At 38.4% G+C, this 24,142-nt stretch carries 24 protein-coding genes, 1 rRNA gene, 1 pseudogene and 1 other annotated feature; of the genes and pseudogenes, 3 read left to right on the top strand and 23 right to left on the bottom strand.

Features of this window, described 5'->3' with window-relative positions; all coding sequences use genetic code 11:
* Together BLR11_RS11945 and BLR11_RS11950 are read right to left on the bottom strand one after the other, a co-directional pair.
* Window positions 1-216, bottom strand: a 16S ribosomal RNA gene (locus BLR11_RS11945); the annotation flags it as partial.
* Window positions 217-694: 478 nt separating this feature from the next.
* Window positions 695-1,159, bottom strand: a complete 465-nt coding sequence (locus BLR11_RS11950) for a GNAT family N-acetyltransferase (protein WP_091652415.1) — start codon at window positions 1,157-1,159, stop codon at window positions 695-697.
* A 272-nt stretch (window positions 1,160-1,431) separates the two neighbouring features.
* Between BLR11_RS11950 and BLR11_RS11955 the strand changes: the two genes are divergently transcribed.
* Window positions 1,432-1,989: a flavin reductase family protein gene (locus BLR11_RS11955; RefSeq protein ID WP_091652418.1), complete on the top strand. Its 558-nt coding sequence runs from the start codon at window positions 1,432-1,434 to the stop codon at window positions 1,987-1,989.
* Window positions 1,990-2,027: 38 nt separating this feature from the next.
* On the opposite strand, the gene BLR11_RS11960 is transcribed toward BLR11_RS11955, so the two are convergent.
* The 4 genes from BLR11_RS11960 to BLR11_RS11975 form a co-directional block, all read right to left on the bottom strand.
* Window positions 2,028-3,344, bottom strand: coding sequence for an MFS transporter (locus BLR11_RS11960; RefSeq protein WP_091652421.1), 1,317 nt, complete (start codon window positions 3,342-3,344; stop codon window positions 2,028-2,030).
* 156 nt (window positions 3,345-3,500) lie between these two features.
* Window positions 3,501-4,016, bottom strand: coding sequence for a transcription repressor NadR (locus BLR11_RS11965; RefSeq protein ID WP_091652423.1), 516 nt, complete (start codon window positions 4,014-4,016; stop codon window positions 3,501-3,503).
* Between the two features lie 77 nt (window positions 4,017-4,093).
* A complete protein-coding gene (locus BLR11_RS11970) occupies window positions 4,094-4,624 on the bottom strand; it encodes a hypothetical protein (protein ID WP_091652426.1) in 531 nt (176 codons plus the stop codon).
* 227 nt (window positions 4,625-4,851) lie between these two features.
* Window positions 4,852-6,105: a diaminopimelate decarboxylase family protein gene (locus BLR11_RS11975; protein WP_091652429.1), complete on the bottom strand. Its 1,254-nt coding sequence runs from the start codon at window positions 6,103-6,105 to the stop codon at window positions 4,852-4,854.
* A gap of 147 nt (window positions 6,106-6,252) precedes the next feature.
* On the opposite strand from BLR11_RS11975, the gene BLR11_RS11980 reads away from it, so the two are divergent.
* Window positions 6,253-7,110 (top strand): LysR family transcriptional regulator, encoded by an 858-nt coding sequence (locus BLR11_RS11980; protein ID WP_091652432.1) that lies wholly within the window; start codon window positions 6,253-6,255, stop codon window positions 7,108-7,110.
* A gap of 59 nt (window positions 7,111-7,169) precedes the next feature.
* Here the strand turns inward: BLR11_RS11980 and rplT are convergent, their stop codons facing one another.
* The 4 genes from rplT to BLR11_RS12000 form a co-directional block, all read right to left on the bottom strand.
* Window positions 7,170-7,520 carry a 50S ribosomal protein L20 gene (rplT, locus tag BLR11_RS11985; RefSeq protein WP_091652434.1) on the bottom strand — a complete coding sequence of 117 codons (351 nt, stop codon included), beginning with the start codon at window positions 7,518-7,520 and terminating at the stop codon, window positions 7,170-7,172.
* Window positions 7,521-7,561: 41 nt separating this feature from the next.
* Window positions 7,562-7,759 (bottom strand): 50S ribosomal protein L35, encoded by a 198-nt coding sequence (gene rpmI / locus BLR11_RS11990; protein ID WP_091652437.1) that lies wholly within the window; start codon window positions 7,757-7,759, stop codon window positions 7,562-7,564.
* Between the two features lie 18 nt (window positions 7,760-7,777).
* Window positions 7,778-8,284, bottom strand: a complete 507-nt coding sequence (infC, locus tag BLR11_RS11995) for a translation initiation factor IF-3 (protein WP_091652440.1) — start codon at window positions 8,282-8,284, stop codon at window positions 7,778-7,780.
* A gap of 33 nt (window positions 8,285-8,317) precedes the next feature.
* Window positions 8,318-8,430, bottom strand: a sequence feature (ribosomal protein L20 leader region).
* Between the two features lie 67 nt (window positions 8,431-8,497).
* Entirely contained in the window at window positions 8,498-9,796 is a 1,299-nt protein-coding gene (locus BLR11_RS12000) for an MFS transporter (RefSeq protein WP_245675162.1), read from the bottom strand.
* A gap of 568 nt (window positions 9,797-10,364) precedes the next feature.
* On the opposite strand from BLR11_RS12000, the gene BLR11_RS12005 reads away from it, so the two are divergent.
* On the top strand, window positions 10,365-10,799 hold the full coding sequence (locus BLR11_RS12005) for an Hsp20/alpha crystallin family protein (RefSeq protein WP_176762978.1): 435 nt from the start codon (window positions 10,365-10,367) through the stop codon (window positions 10,797-10,799).
* A gap of 58 nt (window positions 10,800-10,857) precedes the next feature.
* Here the strand turns inward: BLR11_RS12005 and BLR11_RS12010 are convergent, their stop codons facing one another.
* The 13 genes and pseudogenes from BLR11_RS12010 to BLR11_RS12070 all read right to left on the bottom strand — a co-directional run.
* On the bottom strand, window positions 10,858-11,088 hold the full coding sequence (locus BLR11_RS12010; RefSeq protein WP_091652445.1) for a DUF1653 domain-containing protein: 231 nt from the start codon (window positions 11,086-11,088) through the stop codon (window positions 10,858-10,860).
* Between the two features lie 50 nt (window positions 11,089-11,138).
* Window positions 11,139-12,386, bottom strand: a complete 1,248-nt coding sequence (locus BLR11_RS12015; protein ID WP_245675163.1) for a deoxyguanosinetriphosphate triphosphohydrolase family protein — start codon at window positions 12,384-12,386, stop codon at window positions 11,139-11,141.
* Between the two features lie 121 nt (window positions 12,387-12,507).
* Complete coding sequence (locus BLR11_RS12020) at window positions 12,508-12,861, bottom strand: LapA family protein (RefSeq protein WP_091652448.1); 354 nt, start codon at window positions 12,859-12,861, stop codon at window positions 12,508-12,510.
* Between the two features lie 92 nt (window positions 12,862-12,953).
* Window positions 12,954-14,126, bottom strand: a complete 1,173-nt coding sequence (locus BLR11_RS12025) for an MFS transporter (protein ID WP_091652451.1) — start codon at window positions 14,124-14,126, stop codon at window positions 12,954-12,956.
* A 52-nt stretch (window positions 14,127-14,178) separates the two neighbouring features.
* Complete coding sequence (locus BLR11_RS12030) at window positions 14,179-14,865, bottom strand: TVP38/TMEM64 family protein (RefSeq protein ID WP_091652454.1); 687 nt, start codon at window positions 14,863-14,865, stop codon at window positions 14,179-14,181.
* 282 nt (window positions 14,866-15,147) lie between these two features.
* Entirely contained in the window at window positions 15,148-16,455 is a 1,308-nt protein-coding gene (locus BLR11_RS12035; RefSeq protein WP_091652456.1) for an IS4 family transposase, read from the bottom strand.
* A 505-nt stretch (window positions 16,456-16,960) separates the two neighbouring features.
* Window positions 16,961-18,109, bottom strand: coding sequence for a glycerate kinase family protein (locus BLR11_RS12040; protein ID WP_091652459.1), 1,149 nt, complete (start codon window positions 18,107-18,109; stop codon window positions 16,961-16,963).
* A 133-nt stretch (window positions 18,110-18,242) separates the two neighbouring features.
* Window positions 18,243-19,316 carry a CdaR family transcriptional regulator gene (locus tag BLR11_RS12045; RefSeq protein ID WP_091652462.1) on the bottom strand — a complete coding sequence of 358 codons (1,074 nt, stop codon included), beginning with the start codon at window positions 19,314-19,316 and terminating at the stop codon, window positions 18,243-18,245.
* Window positions 19,317-19,355: 39 nt separating this feature from the next.
* On the bottom strand, window positions 19,356-20,456 hold the full coding sequence (locus BLR11_RS12050; RefSeq protein ID WP_091652464.1) for a DUF362 domain-containing protein: 1,101 nt from the start codon (window positions 20,454-20,456) through the stop codon (window positions 19,356-19,358).
* 41 nt (window positions 20,457-20,497) lie between these two features.
* Window positions 20,498-20,923 (bottom strand): PPC domain-containing DNA-binding protein, encoded by a 426-nt coding sequence (locus tag BLR11_RS12055; protein ID WP_091652467.1) that lies wholly within the window; start codon window positions 20,921-20,923, stop codon window positions 20,498-20,500.
* A 192-nt stretch (window positions 20,924-21,115) separates the two neighbouring features.
* Entirely contained in the window at window positions 21,116-21,892 is a 777-nt protein-coding gene (locus BLR11_RS12060) for an IclR family transcriptional regulator (protein ID WP_091652470.1), read from the bottom strand.
* A 241-nt stretch (window positions 21,893-22,133) separates the two neighbouring features.
* Window positions 22,134-23,663 (bottom strand): transposase, encoded by a 1,530-nt coding sequence (locus tag BLR11_RS12065; protein ID WP_218118803.1) that lies wholly within the window; start codon window positions 23,661-23,663, stop codon window positions 22,134-22,136.
* Between the two features lie 247 nt (window positions 23,664-23,910).
* Window positions 23,911-24,135 (bottom strand): annotated as a pseudogene (locus BLR11_RS12070) (transposase); the annotation flags it as partial.
* Window positions 24,136-24,142 lie beyond the last annotated feature (7 nt).

The following is a 24,142-nucleotide window of genomic DNA, read 5'->3' on the forward strand; positions in this document are numbered from 1 at the left end:
TTTCATCATCCGGCCATGCGGCCGATTGATCGTATTCGGTATTAGCAGCCGTTTCCAGCTGTTGTCCCCATCCTGAGGGCAGGTTGTTTACGCGTTACTCACCCGTTTGCCACTCGGCTTTTCAAGAAGCAAGCTTCTTGAAAAGCCTCGTTCGACTTGCATGTGTTAAGCACGCCGCCAGCGTTCGTCCTGAGCCAGGATCAAACTCTCCATGATATATGAAGAGCCATTCGGCTCATTCTTGCTATTGTTTTTGGTTCGTTTTCTTACTCGTTTTGACGTCTTGTTTCCAAGACCTCGCACTCTGGCGTTTGTTTGTTCGTTACATTGTTCAGTTTTCAAAGGTCATCGCTGTTTTTAAATTTGCGTTTGCTCACCTAACAGCTCATTTAGTATATCACATTTTGAGATTCTGTCAAGCACTAATTTGAACTTTATTCTTTCGTTTCATTCACTAGTACTCCGGGCTCATGCGACTTTTGTATTTTAGCATTAAAAACAATCGCTGTCAATAGAAATGTACAATTTTCACGCTATATTTTCTAACAATTATACAAAACGCCTTTATTGAACGTTATTTGTAAGGCTCTCCGACAACGTATCGCTTGATAAAAGTTTTTCCAGACAGCCTGCTATCATTGTTTTCAACAGCATTATTTTGTTTTTATCTTTTAAAAAATCTGCTCCAGAGAAATCACCGCCCTAATACATTTATACCTTTCTCTTCGCTGCCGCTGCATAGGCTTTTAGAAAACTTAAAATGGAAATTATGCATTCCTTCTCTCATATAAAATAAATGGGAACTTTTTCGTAATTGATTGCAAGCGACTTCAATTTGTATGCAACCTCTCTTTTCTGCAATTTCACAGGCTCGTTGAAACATTCTTTTACCAATACCATCTCCTCTGCAGTTTTCTGAAACAATAAATTCCAAAATCTCTGCAATTTCAGCAGCATGATGAAGTTGTTCTTCAAAACGTAGGTTAAGCAGCCCTTGTATACTATCATTTTGTTCATAAATCAGACAATAGTATTGTTCATCAAGCAATTGCTTCCTATAAATTTCAGTAAATTGTTCATAAGAAAGATGCCGATTTTCCAATGCACAAATCAAAGAGTATATAGTTTTACAATCTTTTACCTCACTTTTCCTATACATATCCGTATCCTTTGTCCATTCAATATTATATTTTTAAAAGAAAGCATACACAATAATTCAATTTTAAAACATAGCCTGCGCCTTTAAGGAATTATATAATAAATATATTATACTATATGGTGTAAAATAGTGTAAATAATATATAGTATACTATGAATGATAATGGTCTATCATTTTTTCTTTCCTATTATTTGTTACTATCGATTTTTACCACCACAAACAGCCCATCTGCTTTTATGCCTATGCGCATTTATATTACAAGAGGTGATACTATGCAGAAAGAATCAAACATCAGCAGAGCTTTTACGTGGTTGGAACCAGGCCCCGTAATATTAGTTACGACCAACAACGGCAAAAGAAACAATGTATGCACTATTTCATGGCATATGGTCATGGATTTTTCTCCACATATTGCCATTACTACCGGAAACTGGAACCAAAGTTTCGACACCATACTGCATACGCGGGAATGCGTATTATGCATTCCCGGCCTTGATCTACTGGACGACGTACTATATGCAGGAATGCATAGCGGAACAAAAATCGATAAGTTTGCTCGTCTTCATTTAACGGCATTACAAGGAAATTTTGTTAAAGCGCCTCTAATAGAAGAATGCTTAGCCTGTATAGAATGCAAATTGGAGTCTCATATTGAAACATACGGAATACTTATATTTAAAGGTTTGCAATTATGGGAAAATAAAAGCAGGAAAGAAAATCGGACCGCCCATGCTGTTGGCGATGGTTCATTCATCTCAGACGGACATATAATAACAAAATATAGAAAAAATATGCGTACCAAAATTCCTGATGGATGTACACGGTTTTAAAAAAAACAAATCTTTCGTATTTGAATATTTCTTCTGTTTCAAGAAATGCTTTCCAGATTTTTCTGTTTGCTTTCTATTCCCAACCCCATTACAATTGCTGAAACGGCCACTAAAACAAATGCAAACATATAAAATACAGTTCCTATATCAAAACCGCGTGATAGCATGACACCTACAAGGACCGGTGCCATCATACCACCAATGCGTCCAAAACCGGCCGCCCATCCGCTGCCTAACGCTCGTATAGAGGTAGGGTATAATTCCGGTGTATATGTATATATAACGCCCCATGCTCCTAAATTAAAGAAGGACATAATAGCACCCCATATCATAATCATACCGGCAGTTCCAGCATGCCCAAAAAAATAACTTGCTATACCACTGCAAAGCAAAAACAATGATAATGTATATTTTCTTCCAATATAATCCACCAGCCAAGCCGCACAGTAATACCCCGGCAATTGCGCCAGCGTGATGATCAATACATACTCAAAGGTTTTTACCACCGTAAATCCCTGCTGATATACAAGAGATGGCAGCCACATAAAAATACCATAATAACTGTATACAATACCAAACCAAACTAACCATAACATAATCGTGCGGCTGATAAACGGCTTTTTCCATAAAGCACTGAAAGATACGGAGGCGTCTTTCAATAGTACTTCTGTCTCATCATCAAACGGTTTTACCGGAACATGCAATTGTTTTTCCAAATCAGTAATAATCTGCCTTGCTTCTGTTATATATCCTTTTGACAAAAGATAACGAACTGATTCCGGCATATGCATCCGAATTAAAAAAACATAAAAAGCCGGCAGTGCTCCAATAAAAAATGCCATGCGCCATCCATAAAGAGGAATCAGAAAATACGCAATGCAAGCCGCCGCAATCCAGCCAATAGCCCAAAAACTTTCAAGCAGCACAATAAATCGGCCGCGTATTTTTGCAGGAGCATATTCCGATACAAGTGTAGCTGCTACAGGCAGTTCTCCGCCCAGTCCAAAACCAACAAGAAAACGAAACGCAAGCAAACTCGCATAATCCCAGGAAAAAGCACACAGTCCGGATGCTATACTATACATCAATACGGTAATAGTAAATACTTTTTTGCGCCCTATACGATCAGCAATAGTTCCTGCTATAATCGCCCCCAAAGCCATGCCTATTAAACCAATACTGCCAATCATCCCCATTTGACCCGTTGACAATTGCCATTCTTTTGCTAATACCGGCAAGATAAATGCAATCAGCCCTGTATCCATAGAATCAAACAACCACCCTAATCCCGTTACTAAAAGAAGTTTATAATGAAACCTCCCTGTTGGCAATGCTTCTAATCGTTCTAATATCATCTATATTTCCTCCTTGCTTATATTATTGTCATCTGTCATGACAGCTATATTTACATTTACTCATTTTACTCTTATGTAAAAAAAATGCAATAAAAAAAGACAAGATCGTAATATGATTTACTCTCTTGTCTTAAATAAATATTTTTTCGGCTATACTCATTCTTTATACAACACACCTATACCATCTAATGCTTCTTCAATAGCGATCAACTCTTCCGAAGTTGCCGCCTCTACCAAATGCGTATGAATGCCTCCGTTAATACTACAGAGAAGTTCTGCTTTAGATTCTTTCATCCGCTTAATATATTGTGCTATGTCACGACGAGAACGCAATTTCAGTGTTCCTTCCAAGTATCCGTACACGTCGTGTTCAACAACTACATTTTGAACCAATCCGCCATTATCAACAATAGCTTCTAATTCTTTTCTCACTTCATTATTGCCATGACAGCAAACAAATACTTTCTTTACCCCTTCTATTTGGTTGTGAACCAGCTGATATCCTCTCGGCGTAGAAATAATAGGCGTACCTTGTGCCCTTAAAATAGCGACATCTCCAACAACAATTTGACGGCTTACATCACATTGTTTAGATAGTTCTGCTCCCGTAATGGCCGTTTTCGCCAAAGAAAGTATATCTAATATACATTTTCTGCGTTCTGCACTGTCCATATTACTCTCCACTTCCTCTCATTACTAGTATACGCATATTCCCCAAAAAAGCAACGTAATCTAGTATACTGATTCAATCACGATGAAGATGTAAAAGAGCAATCTTCATGACGCTCATCGACCCATTGCACATTGAGCAGCATAACACCCGCGCTGCCCCAACACACGCCCATAAAAACTCCGATTATCAATCCCATTCCTTCATTAAAGTTCCAATTGTAAATATAATCAGAATAATTATATAAAAATAACTGCAGCATTCCAGCTGCCAGTGCACTGACAAGAAAATATCCCAATAAAACAATTGCTTTATGACAAATGATACTATGTTTTGACTCTATATAATACAATTGAGAGAACCAATTGCTTTTATATACGGAAATAACTATGCCAAGCAAAAATCCAAGCAGCATCCAAAGCAATGTCAAATATAAAAAATAAGAAAAATAATAAATCAATACACTTCCCCAGCAAATATACATAATGGGCATGCCAAATAAAAACAAAATATGAAACTCCTGTTTTTTCTGAAATAGAAAAGCCATAGCCACGTAAATAAATGCTATGCACAATTGAGTTCCTGTCAATAAATCATATGCACGGACCACGGTTTTCATCTCCTTCTATACTTAAATACTTATATTTAATTTTATCCAGTATATCCACAAAAAACTAAAAAAAGGTTAAATAATGATTAAAAACATATTAAATATTACGTTTTTCATCAGTTAGTATTCACTATTCAACGATACACAACATGACAAAAAGTGCATTTCATATGCCAGCTCGCGCTTAACATGTAAAATGCACTTTATATGGTCAATAAATCACTTAATTATAGTGCCGAAAAATCCAATGTTGCAAAAAGATCGTTCACTGTTTCCGCACGTCGAATTTGCGTTACTGTCCCATCTTCATGAAGCAGGAGTTCTGCCGAACGAAGTTTGCCATTATAATTAAATCCCATAGAATGCCCATGTGCCCCTGCGTCATGAATAACCAAAATATCGCCATCCACAATTTGCGGAAGGTTGCGATCTACCGCAAATTTATCACAATTTTCACATAGAGAGCCCGTTACATCATATACATGATCCGCAGGAGCATTTTCTTTCCCCATAACAGTCAAATGATGGTATGCCCCATACATTCCGGGACGCATAAGATTCGCCATGGAAGCATCTGTCCCAATATATTGTTTCCAAATATTTTTATGATGAATAGCCGTTGTTACAAGATATCCGAAAGGCCCTGTAATAACACGTCCGCATTCAAAGGAAATGCGTATATCCCCCATGCCGTTGGGAATCATAAGTTTTTCAAAATATTTTTTAATACCTGCACTAAGAATCGTATAATCTACCGGAGTCTGTTCCGGTTTATATGCAACCCCGATGCCGCCTCCAAAGTCAATAAACTCAACTAAAATTCCCAATTCAGTTTTTATTTCCACGGCTAATTCAAACATCATTTTTGCAGTATTAATCAATCCATTCGGATCCAGTTCATTCGAAACTACCATGGTATGCAAGCCAAAATGTTTAACTCCCTTGCTGCGGCAAATCCGATATGCTTCAAAAATCTGTTCCTTGGTCATTCCGTATTTTGCTTCTTCCGGCATGCCAATAATATCATTGCCACTTTTCAGCAACGGTCCCGGATTATAGCGAACACATATCCATTCCGGCAAGGGCCCGTGCTTTTCCATATAATCAATCACTGTAATATCATCAAGATTGATCATAGCACCAAGTTCCAGTGCTTTTTTATATTCTTCATAGGGCGTATCATTGGATGAAAAAATTATATCATGTCCTGTAATTCCAACTTTTTCACAAAGAATCAATTCTGCCATCGAGCTGCAATCTGATCCAACGCCTTCATCTTTTAAAACTTTCATGATATAAGGATTCGGCGTAGCTTTGACAGCAAAGTATTCTTTAAAATCAGCTGCCCAAGAAAACGCTTCAATAAGTTTACGTACATTTTCTCTAATTGCCTGTTCATCATAAATATGAAATGGTGTAGGATATTGGGAAATAATTTTACGAATTTGTTCTTCAGTAAAAGGCACTGTTTTTTTATTCATAATTTTCAACTCCATTTAATATAATCAGTATTAATCAGGCACATATCGTTGCCTTATTACAATATTTATTATATAATAGCCTTTATAAATTTGTAAAATAGATTATATCAATAATAATAATTTGTTTTTCGAATCAAGGAGGGTGAAATGGATACAACGACGATACGAACATTTATCGCATTAGCGCAAATTAAAAATTTTACAAAAACGGCCCAACAGCTTTTTGTTGCCCAATCTACGGTCACCAATCGCATACGGGATTTAGAATCAGAATTGGGAAAATCACTTTTTGCGAGAACTCATAAGCAAATCGAATTAACACCCGCGGGAATAAAGTTTCTTGAATACGCCCAGCGTTTTATTATCCTGGAAAATTCAGCCTTACAAGAATTGCATTTATCTCCAGACTATTCTCAGCAAATTCGTATCGGCACAACTAATACAATTTATGATAGCCATCTGCAAAAACGATTATGCCGCTTTCTCAAAACCAATCCAACAACTGCACTGCAAATAACTATCAGTCATACGCAAAAAATGCTTCAGGATTTGCAGGACGGCTTACTTGACATGGTATTTTCCTTTAGCCCGCTATATAAAGATGGATATTCCTGTCATGTTTATCGATCTGACTCGATGGTCTTAGTCGTTGCAGCCGACAATATCGAATATGCAGGGGGTATCTATAAGGACGATTTGCAAAAAATTAAATATTTATTTTGTAATTTTGCTTTACAAGGAGTGGGACTCTTTATTCAAGATTTATTTCCTCACCATCATCGATTTCCTTTTGAAATTGATAACAGCACAAAACTATCTCAATATATTATTGCAGGATTAGGATATACATTTTTACCTCGCAGCGTTATTGAAGATGATCTGCTTCAAGGAAAAGTACGGGCCATCCCCCTTCTTGATTTTGCTCCACCAAAGGTAAATAGTTACTATATTACCCGAGAACCGTCCATTATACCTGAAAAATTAGAACACTACCTGATAGAATAAAAAAAAGACGCCGGGAGCTATATCACCGACATCCTTTTTACCTGAAGAAATATTGAAAATTACTGTTGTTTTGCGACTTCAACTAATTTTGTAAAAGCAGCTGCATCATGTACCGCAAGGTCCGCCAACATTTTACGGTTAACCGCAACACCCGCTTTTGTAAGGCCACATATAAAACGACTGTAACTTATACCATTGGCACGAGTCGCTGCATTAATACGGGCAATCCACAATTTACGGAATTCACGTTTTTTTGCACGACGGTCACGACGAGCATACGACAGAGCTTTCATAACACTTTCATTTGCTTTTTTAAACAAACGGCTTCTGGTTCCACGATACCCTTTTGCCAACTTCAATATTTTTTTATGACGACGGTGTGCAGTAACACCTACTTTAATTCTAGCCATGTTATATTTCCTCCAAATCTATTCAATAATAATAACTTATATTAAGCGTATGGGCACATCTTACGTACAGCATCCATATTTGTTTTAGCAACCAAGGCTGCTTTTCTCAGATTCCGTTTCCGCTTAGGAGATTTGGATTCCAAAATATGGCTTTTATAAGCCTTTGCTCTCTTGAACTGACCGGAACCGGTCTTTGTAAAACGTTTGGCCGCAGCGCGGCGAGTTTTTAATTTAGGCATAATATATATTTCCTCCTCTTAACTTTGACCCTTAATAGCAGCGATAACCATCGTCATATTTCTGCCTTCAATTTTCGGGTCCTTTTCGACATGGGCAATTTCTTTTAACTCATCGGCAAAACGCACAAGAAGATTTCTACCCAGTTCAGGATGACTCATTTCTCTGCCCCGAAACATAATGGTAACTTTAACTTTGCTGCCTTCTGCTAAAAATCGTTGTGCTGCCTTCATTTTGACATAAAAATCATGATCTTCAATATTGGGGCGCAACTTTACTTCCTTGAGCGTCAAAATTTTTTGTTTTTTCTTGGCTTCCTTTTCCCGTTTCTGTTGTTCATAACGGTATTTCCCATAATTCATTATGCGGCATACCGGCGGTTTGCCATTAGGAGCAACTTCTACAAGATCCATATGTCTTTCCTCTGCAATTTGCTGTGCCGAGCGCAAAGACATGACTCCCATTTGTTCATTCGTATCGCTAACCACACGAACTTCGCGTGCTCTGATCTGTTCGTTAATGCGCAATTCTTTACTAATAGTATTTCACCTCCAAAACAATATAAAAATAAATAGCGGATAGTAATACTATCCGCTATACGTTCAAATCCGTATCAACCTTAGTAACAATAACGTCATGTAAGGTGAGAAGCGGATAGCTTCTTCTTTGTTTTCATACGTTAATTATTTTACCATTGCCATATCATCTTGTCAATGTTTTTATACAACTATCCTGTTCTTTTATCCTACGGGTATTTTTTTATGCGTTTCCTTCATTACGACCGCAACAATAATCAAAGCTGCTTCAAAGGCTACTACAACAATATCCAATGCGTTTAAATAGCCTAAACTACCAGTTAAATATCCCATAAGCGGTCCGGAAAAAAAAGATAAGAAATAACTGGATGCCCCTACAATGCCTGTTGCTAATCCGATTTGCGCACCACTGACACCATCCTGTGCAATCGTATACCCCAAAACATAAATAGCGTGCAAACCAATTCCCATAAAAACACCCACCAAATAAAGAATGGATGAATTGGCAGGAATAATATGAAAAATCAAAATGGCACAAAGAGTATTTAAAACAGCCAAGAAAATAATGGTCGGTTTACGGCCAAAATGATCAGCAAAAAAGCCTAGGACTACTCCACTCAACCCGCCAATACCATAAATCATACCGAAAAAATGACCGGCTTGTGCTGCTGTAAATCCTTTATAAGTCATAAATAAATAAGGTCCCATGGAAGCAAATCCCCAATACGGTATAATATTTAAAATTTGGATTAAAACAGCCAGCCATACGACCTTATTAAAACCTACTGTATACAGTGCTTCCATTAGGCGAGTACGCTTGATATCTTTTGATGTGTCCGTATATTTTGCCTTAAACCCAACAACGAGCAATAGTCCAAAGGCTATAGTAACCGATCCCATCGTTTTCAGACCTATACTCCAATCTCCGGTTTGTTCCAAGCTCCACCCATAGTACGAAGGTCCTACAAAGGCACCGATAGAATAAAACGTCATCATCAGTCCATTTAACATACCTCTAGCTGCCGGAAAAATAGATCCGGCAACAGAATACATGACAATATTCCAACATCCTTCCGTCATGCCAAAAAGAAGGCGCCAAAAAGCTGCCTCAAAAAAACTATGCGCAGTTGTTACCATGGCAGTCATAAAACCAAGTCCGGTCATTCCCATAACCAACATGCGCTTACGGCCAAACCGGTCAGCAAGAAAACCCGCTGGAACATCAATAAATGCCTGCCCCAATGTAAAAATAGTCCCTATCGTACCAATTTCTACTGTTGTAAGCGCTAATTGGCCGGCAATAGCCTTTAATCCAACACCAAACGACAATCGATTGGCCGAATATACGGCATATCCTAACGCTAATAAAAACAATTGTACCCAAACCGCCCTGGGGATTTTTGATATATTTTTCGTAAACATAGCTGTTCCTCCCAATACTAATAAGCTTTTAATTTCAGCATGCTGCCAGTTGCAAGCCGGCAAAGAAAAATATATGGCCATATATAAAAACGCCCCTAACAATGCCATATTGGCATTGTTAGGGGCGTTTGATCGCGGTACCACCCTAATTGGATCTTATTACGACGGAATAGGTTCCATCTCCGCTTAACGCACCGGTTACGCTTATCCTTACTTCGTTCAGCATAAGAGCTCATGGGCGAGAAATAAACGCTTTACGTATCAGGCTCACACCAATCACCCAACTCTCTGCACGGCTTATCGTTTATTATGCTCCCATTCATTGCTTATCCAACCATCTTAGATTGTTTTTTATTGTACTCCCTGCTTTATAATTTGTAAAGAGACAAATACTTGATATGATAAAATATTTTATACAGTATAACGTTTTATTTAATATAATATGACAAATAACGCTCCCTTAATGATAGTAATACACAGATTATCAACATTTTAATGCTTTTTATTATCACTCACTTGACAACAGTGCTAACAAATACTATACTATATGTGTAAACAAGATGAATGGGTTATATTCAAAGGTCAAAAAGACAAATTTCTTGTTTGCATCATTTTCATTATTACACTATATTAGAAAGAGGGTTATATTATGAGAGATTTATTTCCTGTAACTAATGATTTCAGATTCCCTGACTCCGCTTTTGATAATTTCTTTAACGGATTATTCCAGCCAAATCCGGCAATGCAGATTAAACTACCCAAAGTAGACATCGAGGATAGTGAAAATACTTATATTATAACGGCTGACTTCCCCGGCATGGTAAAGGAAGATATTAATATCACCTATGATAATGATGTATTGACTATTGCAGCTCAGCATAAGCAGGAAAAAGAAGAAAAAGACGAAAATAAGCACTATATCAGGAAAGAACGCAGCAGCAGTACATTCAGCAGACAATTTATCATTCGCAATATAAAAAAAGATCAAATTGAAGCTGCGTTTACCGACGGCATATTAAAAGTTACCTTACCCAAACTTGAAGCTAAGGTTATCGAAGACAGCCATCGGATTGACATCAAATAAAAATTGTGTGTAACCAGTAAAATAACCTCTCCTATTTCAGGAGAGGTTATTTTTATAATCATCCCAATTTTTCAAATCGGTATTTTTGTTCGGCATACGGATATTTTTCATGGTCAACTTCCCCCATAAACATCTTCACAGGGCGTGCATACGTTTTCTTTGTATCTGCCAGCGCTTTGTATATTACGAACTGTTCTCCGGTCTCTGTGTGTTCGGCAATGGTAACGATTTGATACTTATTCTTTTTAAAATGAATCCATACTTCATTTTCTTTAGGTAATTCTCTCATGATGAACCTCCTCTTTTATAGTATTATGATATATATTTTACCACAGAAATTTAAAACGTGGTTAGTTCATCAAAAATTTTTTCCGCATACGTATCTGTCATTCCCGCAATATAGTCAATACAGGCAGAGCGGTATTCCGATTCATTTTTTCCGATATGATAAATAACACGATTACCAAAAGCATTCCCTAAATTATCTGCTACCGCAGTTTCCCTGCCAATATCAGAATATTTTCTCATGCGTTCCAAAAAGTGAGCCCCTACCGTGGGATACTCTTCACTCAATTTGACCAGTTCCTTTATCGTGTCAGGACCGCGATAGCAGCGGCTTAATATATCATAAATAGATTGTATGATAAGTTTTGCATACTTATGATATATTTCCAGCCGTGGATTGCTATAAATATATTTGTAATTAAACTGCATAACCGTATCCATCAGATTCAAATGTTGTTCAGACAAGACCAGCCCTTTATCCGGTGTACTTTCTTTACAAATATCCGTAATCAGAGGGTACATAATAGCCGTATTTGTAACCGACTGCAAATGCGCCTTAAGATGTCCATTCAGCTGTTCCTTTAAATCCCGCAAAGGATTTCCATCTTCTTTTAAAATTCCCAACCGGACAGCATCCTCAATATCTCTTCCCAGATATGCTATCTTATCAGCAATTTTCACGACACATCCTTCCCATGTATAGGGTTCAAATTCCCCGGCCCTTTCTACTTCATTAAGGTCTACATACTCTTTACGCGGGCGCAGTACTGTTTGTTTCATTTCACCGCAATGACTTATAATACCATCGCGAACAGCATATGTAAGCATAAGATTTGAAGTCTTGCCAGCCGGGTCCAGCAGCGTTTCAATATCATCAACCACACGCAAACCTTGGCGCTCATGCCAAAAGGGCTGTTTCAATTCTTTTTCACTAATTTCTTTTAGAACCCGTTCTCCTAGATGTCCGAACGGAGAATGTCCCAAGTCATGTCCATTTGCAATCGCGCCAATAAGTTCCGTATTAAGACCTAAGTACTGTCCGATTGTACAACTCACCGAATCCACATGATTTACATGTTCGATCCGTGTACAAATGTGATCATTTTTAGTCGTAAAAAACACCTGTGTTTTATGCTTTAAACGACGATATGCCGTTGAATGCAAAATACGAGTATAATCACGTCCAAAGGGTGTCCTGAAATCATCAGGACGCGTATATAGATTTCCATTGCGCTTAATAGCTCGCTCCCAATTAGGATGATTTTCATCCATCCGTTCCTCATAAAAAGCACCGTTCCCCATTATTTCCCTCCTAAGATATATCACCGTCCGTATGACTTGTCATGCTTCATGTTAAAAATCTGCTTTTATCGTATATAACAAAAAGAGGAACCGTCATATACGCAGACTGTCCTCTCTTTTCTCATTTTATTTTAGGCGGCATGGAGCCGTTCCCTTTTTCCTGCGGAGCACGCCATTCCGGTACGGGTTCTTCATAATTCAAATCTGCAACTCTTTTCTTCAGCCCTTTGTTTTCATATTCCAATTTATTGATTCTGTCTTGTGTCTTGCGGTCATGGATATAATGTTGTGTTTTAAGTTTCAACCCCCAGCAGAAGGCAATAAATATCCCTGCTAAAAGCGATAAGATAATAACAACAATCAAATTGGAATTAAATTTCATCGTAAAAAAAGAAAGTTCCACAGGCATAGAATTCTGTATTGCTAATACTGCAACAAAAAAACTGGCAATTCCCATAAGAATAATATACAACATATGGACACGCCCTCTCCTACAGCTTTATTTGCGAGAATGTTCTTATATTTTCATCATAAGCTTACCCATGGACTTTGTCAATCATTTGGCAGCTAATTTTCTTTAGGTTCCGGCAGAAAAAGAGTACTGACCGCCATTACTGCAGCAAGTGCTACAATGATAATCATAACTGTCATAATCCCAAAATCATCCGCAAAATGTCCCATGAAGGGAACCACGATACCACCGGCACTAAAAGACAATCCCAATGTGACCCCGGAAGCAAAACCAATACTTTTAGCTAAATAACTCTGTCCCAGAACAACAAAGGATGAATACGTCCCATGCATAGAAAGACTTAAAGGCAATAGAAGAATAAACAAAATCCATATATTTTGCAAAAATACCGCTGCAATAAGAAGCGGAACCATAAAAAAGCTGCCTCTTTTAAGTACTGTGACAAATCCCCAATGATCTGCAAGATACCCTCCGATCATAGTTGTCACTATCCCCACTAAATTGAATACAGATAAAGTCAAACTCCCCACCGCATTGGATGCACCCATGATATTAATGCAAAACAATGGCAAAAAGCTGCCCAATGCAGTAACCACTATCGAACGGAAAACAATAACAACGGTCAATCTGGCGAATCCATTCCAATCGTTGCTCGCTTCCTTATGTTCAATGTGATTTGCTATATCGGCATTTTCTTTTTCTCGAACCATTGCCTCCGCTGTTTTTTTAATTTTCGGCACAATATAAAGGAGTATCATCGCCATAGCCACACCTACAATGCCGAAAACCAACAATCCTTTCATGCCAAACAACTCAATTACTGCTACCGCGATAAGCGGTCCAAAACCATATCCGCCATTTCCACCAATAGAAAAAATACTCATACCGGAGCCACGCTGATTTCCCGACACGGAGTTAACAAGACGTGCCGCTTCCGGATGAAAAACGGCAGCCCCTACGCCCATTACAGTAACTGCTGCAAAAATCAACCAGTAATTACTCACAAATCCGGTTACGGCAAACGTTACTCCCGTGAGCAAAACCCCAATACTCATAAACCATTGAAAGGAGGTTTTATCTGCTAAATAACCAAAAATAGGCTGGATAAACGATGATAAAAAACAAGATGCAAACATAATGCCTGCTATATCGGTATAATTCATGCCATAATAGGTAACAAAAAACGGCAAAACTGCAGGCAATGCCCCTGAACTGATGTCATTGCATAGATGTGCCGCCGCTAATATATATAGGTATTTCTTCTGCATACACTGACGCTCCTGCTTATTTATTTACTCCGCAGCCTGCTCCTGCTGCCGGTCAACCATTACTATTTTTCTTTCTTTTATAATGACGGTAAAAAAGGTATGCTACCGAGGCAATTGTAACCCAGATAAGAAACCGTCCGCCATACTTGCTGAACTTCAATAAATCATGACCCAGCCAAACTTCTACAATAACTGCCGGTATTTTACCAATAAGGGCAGAAATAGTATGATCTCGAAGACTGATTCGGCTTAAAGCAGCAATGGCGGTAAACAATACATTCGGAGTATACGGAATAGCTCGAAAAAACGTCATCGTTCGTATATTACTATATTGATCAAGTTTTTCGGCCATATGATTTTCTTCAATTAATTTCTGTGCTTTCTCCCTTAAAATATTCCGCATAATGACAAAACCCAAATCAATTCCAATGACCTCTCCAATCCAAGAAATAATAATTCCCGGTACTAGTCCAAAAATAACCCCGTTTACGGTGAGAAACGGAATAGAAGGCAATCCTGTCATATTAGTAATAATAATCATAAAAACGCTTATAATAACGGCCCAGTAGCCAAAAGAAGTAATATACGCTACCAAGCCCTCCATATTGCCCGTCATTGTTAAATGAAACAGCGTACTATAAAATCCCGGAACCAGAAAATGAACTCCGGCAAAAACAAATAGTATGACAGCAATAACAAATCCTTTAAATACCTTATCTAAGGTTGTCCCTTTTATCATATCACACACTTCTTTATTCAGAAATAGAATAGTGTTATCTTTATTAATTATACTACAAAATACAGGTGTATAGTAAAAATAAAGAAGAATATTAGTAAATCTGCATAAAATAAGGCAGCTTATATAGCAATGTCATTAAGTTAAGAAAAATCGCGTGAAAAAAGCAGGCAAAAAATACAGGGAGAGTATGAAACAACAGCCCCCTGTATTTTTGTCTGTTTTGGGGTAGCACAAAAAGACAGATTGTCATCTGTCAATAAAAAGGATATAGTAGAGGAGAGATTATGCTACCCGATACAGAAAACTCACGACTGACTTAGGCTTGACTTTGCGAGGGTCACTACGCCCGGGTCTGACAGGAAGAACGTTTTTCTGTATCAGCATCTCAACATCGGGTGGAGATATATTCGTATGAAATCGTAAAAAATGCCTGCATATGTGAATTGCCAGCGTGTAGTTCACTTGGTATATATGCTTCGTGCTTTTTTGCTGAATTACCACATGCATCGTGATGATTTCGCAAAAGTTATAAAGAAGCAGTCGGGCAAAGATTTCCTGCTTGATATACTCCACCTTTTTTGCATGTAAGCAACTTAAGCCAATGGCATATTTCAACTCCCGAAAGGATGTTTCGATTCCCCATCGCATACCGCAGAGTTTCTTGAGTTCATCCATGGGAAACGTATCTCTGGGCAGATTAGTAATAACACATGCATGGGAATCTTCCGGGAGCGGAAAACGCACGACGCGTAAGGTAATAGGATAGGACTCATTTTGTTTCAGATAGTCAAAGGTACTATTATTCGTGAGAAATTTGTATATTCCTGAACAAGCTTTTGCCTGCTTTGACTGTTTGCGCGTTAAGGTTAGATGTACGTCCATATCGAATTGCCCTGTTTGTGGCAACCCAAAGCTGGAAGTCATGCTGGTATTGCGTCCTATATCCTTTACCCGTACCAGATAATACATGCCCCGCTGTTCAGCGTGGGCAAAAATGTTGTAAGATTCATAGCCGCGATCCGCAATAAATATCGTCTTGTTTCCGGAACTGCACCGATCAATCATGTCTGCCAGAGCGCGGCACTCATTGTTTTTCCTTCCTGGTTGGATTACGGCATCCACGTACCGTCTGCTGCCTAGATCATACAGGGCGTTCAGATGTAGTTGACTAAACCCCTTTTCTCCGGGATTTGATTGAAAGTAATTTTCCTGATCACTTGAATTTCGTGAGATGTTTAATGCTGTGCCATCACAAGCAAGCAATCGATATTCACGATAGGATTGATTCTGTGTAAAGGCGTGATTGAACTCCTGAAAAAGAAACGCCAATGCTTCCGGCAATATCTTTTCGCGTTGCTGGCTAAAAGCCGAGGTCGTTGCGGTGTCATAATGGTAATGAAACAATTCCAGCAGTTCCTTTTTCAAACTACCGCTTTCCATGGCAATTAGACATCTAATAGTTGTTGCAAAATCTAACTTTCGCGTTCTTGTGAAATCTCTGCCAGGATTACGCACAAATGCTTCTGGCCGAGCTGCCATTTCCTGTATTTTTCTTAACAATACTTGTTTCACGCTTTCAGAAAAATTCATGAACGAAACCTCCTAAAATGTATTCATTCCAGGGGCCTCACCGCATTTTTTGGTTGATTTGTCAACCTTTTTTTACATTTTGTGAAAAAGATTTATGCTGATTCATTGAAAAAAAGAACCGGGTGCGCTTTTTCGCACTCGGTTCTTTTTGAAAATCCTGATTAAATTCTTAACTTAATGACATTGGCTTATATAGTATCTTATTTCACTCCCGTGTCCTCAAAAAAACAGAAACAAAAGGCTGACAGATTTTCGACAGCAAAATTCATATCATCTTGCATAGTATTTCTCTTCCCAGGCACGAGAATATACTCTACTCATATTTATTTTTTACTATTATATTCCTCTATAAAAAGTAACCCCGAACTATATAAGAGAAGACACTAGCAGTATATCGTGTTTTTCCTTTTAATCCTCCACAAAGTCATACAATGCTATAGTAAGGTAATCATCCCAAACAGCTTCTTTAAATATTGGCTCATGATAAAACAATAAATCGTATATATCAATGTTCTGCTGCACGGATTAAATTAAACACTTGTGTTGCTGTATTCGTCATATTTTTTAAAGCAACATCCTTATTCATTGCTTCTTTCAATGACATTGCCGAATCTACAATGGAGAAAAATGCGTCAATCCCATGTTTATTGCAAGCTTTTGCATCATCAGTAGTACATCCAGCCAATGCAATTACTTTAGCACCATATTTTTTTGCCAATTTCGCAACTCCAATAGGGGCTTTTCCCATAGCCGTCTGTGCATCTAAACAGCCTTCTCCCGTAACAACATAATCTGCATCTTGTATCGCTTCGGCTAGATGAATAGAATTGAGTACAATTTGTATTCCCGATTGAAGACTTCCTTTAATATATGCCAAAAAAGCAAATCCTAAACCGCCCGCCGCTCCTGCTCCCGGTGTTTGAGATAAATCGGTTCCTAAAAATTTTGCAGTTACTTCAGCAAATACACGGCTTGCGGCATCCAAACGGCGTACCATGTCCGGTGTGGCTCCCTTTTGCGGTCCAAAAATATACGCTGCCCCATGGGTACCATATAACGGATTATTTACATCACAGGCAATATGAAAAGTGCAGTCTTTTATAGCCGGCACAGCTTGAGACACATCAACAGATACTATATTTTCAACAGCTTTTCCGCCCAACCCCACAGGCTGTCCTTGTTCATCCTTAAAAATAAAACCTAACGCCTGCAACATACCGACTCCGCAGTCACTAGTCACGCTTCCGCCTATGCCGATAATAAAATTTCTGGCTCCTTCAGACATTGCCTGCACAATAACTTCTCCAACACCATAGGTTGTAGTGTGCAATGGATTTCGTTCTTCCTCCGGCACCAGTCCGATTCCTGCAGCCCCTGCCATTTCAATGATCGCGGTTTTAGATTCTTTCAAAAAACCATACGGGCATTGAACCATTCCGGCAAGCGGTCCATGAACCGCTGCATACCGTAATTCACCGTGCAGTCCTTCTACCAACGCTGCCACTGTTCCTTCTCCGCCATCGGCCAGCGGTTTTACAATAACTTCTACCTCTGTATCGCTGTAAGCATTGCGAATACCTGCTTCAATCGCCTTACCTGCTTCATAGGAAGTCAGACTGTTTTTTAAAGAATCGACAGCTACAACTACTTTCATAAAATTCATCTCCCGCATAATATGTATAATAATTATTCATATTATGAGTATAGCAAAATCAACAGCGATAAACTATGTTACACAAACCAAAGTCATATGACTATTTTTTTATTTCTTTATCATAGATACTACTCTATTTTTTTAAATGAACACCTATATATAAAACAACTGCATCTGTAAATTTTCGCGGATCCAATCCTGTTTTAACATAAATTTGTTTAAGTCGGTACTGCAATGTGTTTTTATGAATCATCATTTCATTGGCTGTCGACTGCAGAGATAATTCATTTTTAAAATAATTCTGCAATAATTGAAATTCTTCCGCGTTTAATGCTGCACAAACTTTTTCCACATACTGCCGCTGTACTTGTTCATCAATGCTCTGCAGCAACAATTCCAAATTCATATTTTCAGCAAACATACAAAAGAATTGATGCTCTTTTGCATATTTCATCGCCATACGAGAAAATCGGTAGGATAAATAAATATGCCGGACAGCTTCCCACGTTCCTACGCCAATATATAATTTAGGAGAAAAATCAGTTTCCCACGCAGTTACCCGCTGTTTCCATTTTTTATACTTAGACTCCGGGACAAGGCAAACAACCATATTAGGATAAATATGCACATGCAGAGGCAGCTCCAATTTCTGCAAGTCTTCCGTAATATTACGCTCAATTTGGCGCTGAATCTGCCCATCCCCCAAACAATCGAGCATATAACTGATCGCAACATATTTTTCGTCTGCCAGAATATCGGCATCCCCCATAATTTGCTGTATTCCTTCTAAATCATGATATAAGAGGGCCATAACTAGTTTTCCTACACGCTGCTGATCATCATACGACTGTATTTCCAATAAATATTCTTTCATAAAAACTTCACAAATTTTTGTCAATAAAAATCCATATTGTCCTACAACATTTGGTTCACCCGTAATTCCGATAACTCCGACCACTTGATCATTCATCGTAATGGGATAATTAATTCCGGAATTTGAACCTTTATATTCATCCTTGTGATAAACTGTCCTGGTCTGCCTGGTACGAGCTGCTAAATGTCCTGCCTCATGATAAGTTCCGATACGCTTGGAATCCGTACTAGCTAAAATAATCCCCTGTGGATCAATAAAATTAACATTCCATCCCACAATCGTTTTTGCAGAATCCACTATTTGCTGCGCAAAATCTACATTGATACGCACCATAAATTTGCCTCCAATTATATAGTACCCCGGATAGATTCGCTATTTTGTATTCAATCCTGTCAATAAGCCTTTTAATATATCTGCTGTCGCTGGCGGACATCCCGGTACAGAATGTATAAATCTACAGGTACACGAACCAATTCCAAGAGAATTTCCACTTTGGTCTCTAAATGTTTGTCCAATGCAAACAGGGTGTTTTTTATAATACGACAAAAGTCCTCGCTCTTCTAAACGTGCCAAGGCCTGAATTAGATTTGCATAGCAGGCAGAGCAGGCATTTTTTTCAGTTACTGCTTTTGCCAGAGCCTGTACTTTACGGGATCGAATCGTTTTAACAGGACAAGTATCTTTTTCCAAAACCATGAGATTTGCATGCTCAAGGTCCATAGAACCTACACCGAGTTCAGCTGCCATCTTGATATAGTCAATCTCATCAGGTTCATACCCCATTGCCGAAGCGACATATGAATCTATCAGCACCGGATCCAAGCCGGCAACAATACGATTCATAGGGACCGGGTTTCCCCCCTCTTCAAAATCCAAATCACCGCAAAGCCCATCCATAAGGATAAAGCCTGGATGCAGAACAGTATTTAGATAAGCAATCGGACGATGCAATCCCAAGGTATGAAAATGCCGTTTTTCCTTATCAGATAAACATCCCTTAAAATTTTTTAGTGCACCCGTGATTTTTGTTTGACAATGGCCTTTTAATACGGGCATTGTAATAATAAAATCCAAATCAAGTGCCGTTTTACTTATTTCCATTTCAATGGGACCTGCCTGAATCTTGCAATACGTATCATCTTTGGTATCTAACAAGGGAACTTTATATTTTTCGGCAACCTTTTCTATGCCGCTTATTGAAAACGCCCGTTTGGTATCGTCGCCAATCCAGGAGCCTTCCAAAATAATGATATCGTAAAATCCATGCTCCTGCAAATATTGGATAAGAGCCTCTACCATAAGCGGTGATGTTGTTGCTCCTGAGTCATGCGTCTTAGCTACCACTAAATTAGGTTTAATACCAATTCTGGCGTTTTTAGGAATAGATAAAGCCAATTCCGCTTTATCCAATACCATCCGTACCATTTTTGAAATATGAGTACCATACGTAATAATAATATCATTTTTTTTCATTGCTTTCCATCTCCTAAAAAGCACAAATTCTCTTATGATTTTTATGCAAATTCCAACAAATTCAGTCCTACTGCTTCACTATATTTTCTATCTATCCGCCCTTTTATCAAGGTAATAATAACTTCTCCCGTTGCACTAATAACAGCTCGATTCAAATGTCCCCCAAAAACATGTCCCAATTCATCCCCTACACTAATATGAAAATGACTGTAATAGTTTCCCCGCATAGAATCAATTGTTCCCGTAAGCGATACAATTTCAAAACTGCCTGTAAATTGATTGGCTTTATATTTTTTAGCCGTAACATCAAAAACTCCAACGACAATCTCACAAACAGCCCCTAATCCTTGTATCATAGCAAGATTAACATGTTCCTTCTGTGCAATGACTTTAAGTGTTTCCACTATTTCTTCGCCTTTGTCTAACCTCGCAATTATATGTGTTTCATCGATTTTCCTATAATCCATGTCGCATATCCTCCTTTTTCGTAATAAAAGCATATATTTTCTATAATAAATTATATATTAGTGAATTTTTTAAGTCAATATTCAAAACAATGTTTTCAATATATGAAATGTTTGTTTTAAAATTATTTACTAAAAAACGGCACATATATGTGCCGTTCAAAATTCCATATACATAGTAAGGGATAATATACTCTATTCAGCATCACCCAAATTTTGCATCGCCAAAGAAACCCGGCTTGCATATTCCAATAATATAGGTCTATAACCAAGGATTTGTTCTCTGGTATAAGTAGAAACAGGCCCGGATATACTAATTCCACCAATAATATTTCTGCCAATATCAAAAACAGGTGCAGCAATACAATTTCTCCCATTTGACCATTCTTCCAAATCCGTCGCATACCCTTGAAGATTTACCTTCTCAATCTCTTTGCGAAATTCCTGTTCATCTGTAATCGTATTCATCGTACATTTAATAACTCCGTTCGCAAATATCTTGCCAATCAATTCAGGATGCTGAGATATCAACACTTTGCCCAATGCTGTACAATATACCGGGCGTCTCATGCCTACGTGAAAATATCCATATCGGCAATAGGGCGTTTCCGCTCTGGCAATATATAGTACTTCATCACCTTCCAATACGGCCAAATTTACATTGATTTTTTCCTTTAGTGATAATTCTTCTAAATAAGGCATGCCTATACGCCGCAGCGAAATCGAGTTTAATACTATGCTTTCATATTTTAATAAGCCTAATCCCAATGAATATACATTTCCATGCTGTTCCACAAGACCTGACTGTTTCAGCGTATTTAACATCCGGTATGCTGTAGGCTGGCTGATTCCAGTCATTGTACTTATTTCCTTCAGACGCAGCCGGGGCTTCTCCATCGAAAATGTATTCAATAACTGTATTGACTTTACTATGCTGTTGTTTGTATTAGCACCGACTGTATGTGTTGACATAATCACCATTCCTAATTATTGGTAAATTTCAATATATAAAATGATAATTTAATTATAAAACGGAATTTTATATATTGCAATAAAAATGAATCAATTTCGTATAAATCAAAAGGGGGTGTGACAAAATGAGAAATCATTTTGTCCACATCCTTTTTTTCTATGCATTTTGAGGAAGCAAGCGGACAATTACTGGAAAAAGGGTACACAACCCCTTTCCCCATAAAAACTGCTTTTTTACAGTTTATGCGGCTTTCTTCAAACGCAGTCTTTTATTGTAGTATTTATAAAGATTGTGCCCGATGGAAACCAGGAAAATCTCTAAACGTACCTGCTCCATGCCTTTCCGAACAATTCTTTTGTACCAACGGTTATTTTTCATGATGCCAAACGTACCTTCGGATTGTATGGAGCGATTCATACGAAGAAGCGCTCCTTGAATGCTTTCCAGGTTATTCACGACTTCTCGATGCATAGAAGTCAGTTCTTCGTTCATTCGTATTGTCCGGTTCGTATCCGTCGTTTTACACGCGGCGGCATATCGACAATCCGTGCAATTTTCGCACTGGTAGACTTCTTCCTGCCGTCCGTATCGATTCCCTTTTATCTTTCGTCTGTATTGAAGATGAAAGGCCTGTCCGGCCGGACAACGCAGGGTGCCGTCTTCGTCAATCTTGAAATTCACTGCCCGAAACGGATTATCTCGATACTTCGCCTCCGTAGTTTCTTTCTTATACATAGTGAATTTCATGTATTTTTCCATCCCGTGTTGTTCGCAGTAAATATAATTGTTGTATGAACCATATCCTGCGTCAGCAACAGGATATTTTGGATAAAATCCGTAGGTATCATGAAATTTCTTCAGTAAGGGAACGAAACAATCCATGTCTGAACGGTATTGATTTACGTCAGCTACCGCTATGTATTCATCCGCAATGCCAAATTGAACATTGTAGGCGGGTAGAAGCTGGTCGTTGCCCATATAATCTGTCTTGATCCGCATGAAGGTAGCAGCGTGATCTGTCTTGGCATAACTGTTCCTGTTTGGACCACAAACGGTTATCTTTTCAACATATTCTTTGAGTTTCTCTGTGTATTCCTGAAGGCGTTCGTAGTAGCGCTGCTGCGGGTTTTTTCGAGTTCCTTTTCCATGGACAAATTTTGTTTCATCTATTTCATAGAGTTTGGCATATCGATCCGTTACTTCCATCAGATAGGCCGGAACGTATTCAAAATTCGTATCAATTTTGATGCCGAAACTGGCAAGATCGACGTTGATTTCATCGAGTAAACGCGTGACTTTTTCAAAAAGTCTATATCGGGACTTTTCCGTCGCTTTCTTCCATACCCAGCTGTATTTATTGGCATTGGCCTCAAATTTTGAACCGTCGATATACAGATGGCTCAAATCCACCTGATCTTTAGCAAAGATTTTCTTGTTGATATCGCTGAACAATTCTTCAACGGATGGTTTGAGCATAGTTTCAATAAAATATCCGAACGTGCGGTAAGAGGGTGTCTTATGATCCATAAGATACATAAAGCGAAGATTGACTTTACAGGAATCTTCGAGTTCGCGAAGCGAGATATATCCATTTGTCATAAATCCGAATAAGATTGTTTTCAACATGCTGATTGGGTTATACCTGATACGTCCCGTAACGTGAGCTGGAACATTTCGCAGATATTTCTCCCAGTCGATTTCCTCCATAAATCGGTCGAAAACCAGCACAGGATCACAGATATCCAGATAATCCGAAATAAATAGTGGCAAAATAGCCTGTTTTGTTTTAAAATAATGTATGGTTGAATTTTTCATTGGTTACGTAAAATTTTACCACAAAATAAGGATCACCGGTTCTTTCGAACCAGTGATCCTTATTTATTTTTATAGGAGCGTTATTTCACAGCCCCTTTGCTCTGCGGCTAGAAGCCTTATTACCTGCCTAGGCCGCAAGGGCCTATGGAAAATCCACCAACCGCACTACACTTACCTGCTGCCCCTCTCCGAGGGGCGCTTCTTATTTATAGGGGTTCCCCGTGAATGGATCTACCAGTTCTTTCAGTGTCATTTGGTCACACACCATATCTTCCTGTAACTGTTCTCGGATATATTGTGCTATTACCTTCTGATTTCTTCCCACTGTATCAACGTAGTATCCTTTACACCAAAATTTTCTGTTTCCGTATCGATATTTTAATTGCCCATGTCTTTCGAAAATGATCAGAGAGCTTTTTCCTTTCAACTATCCC

Origin of the sequence: Megasphaera paucivorans, from assembly GCF_900103535.1 — a bacterium.
Classification (GTDB): domain Bacteria; phylum Bacillota; class Negativicutes; order Veillonellales; family Megasphaeraceae; genus Megasphaera_A; species Megasphaera_A paucivorans.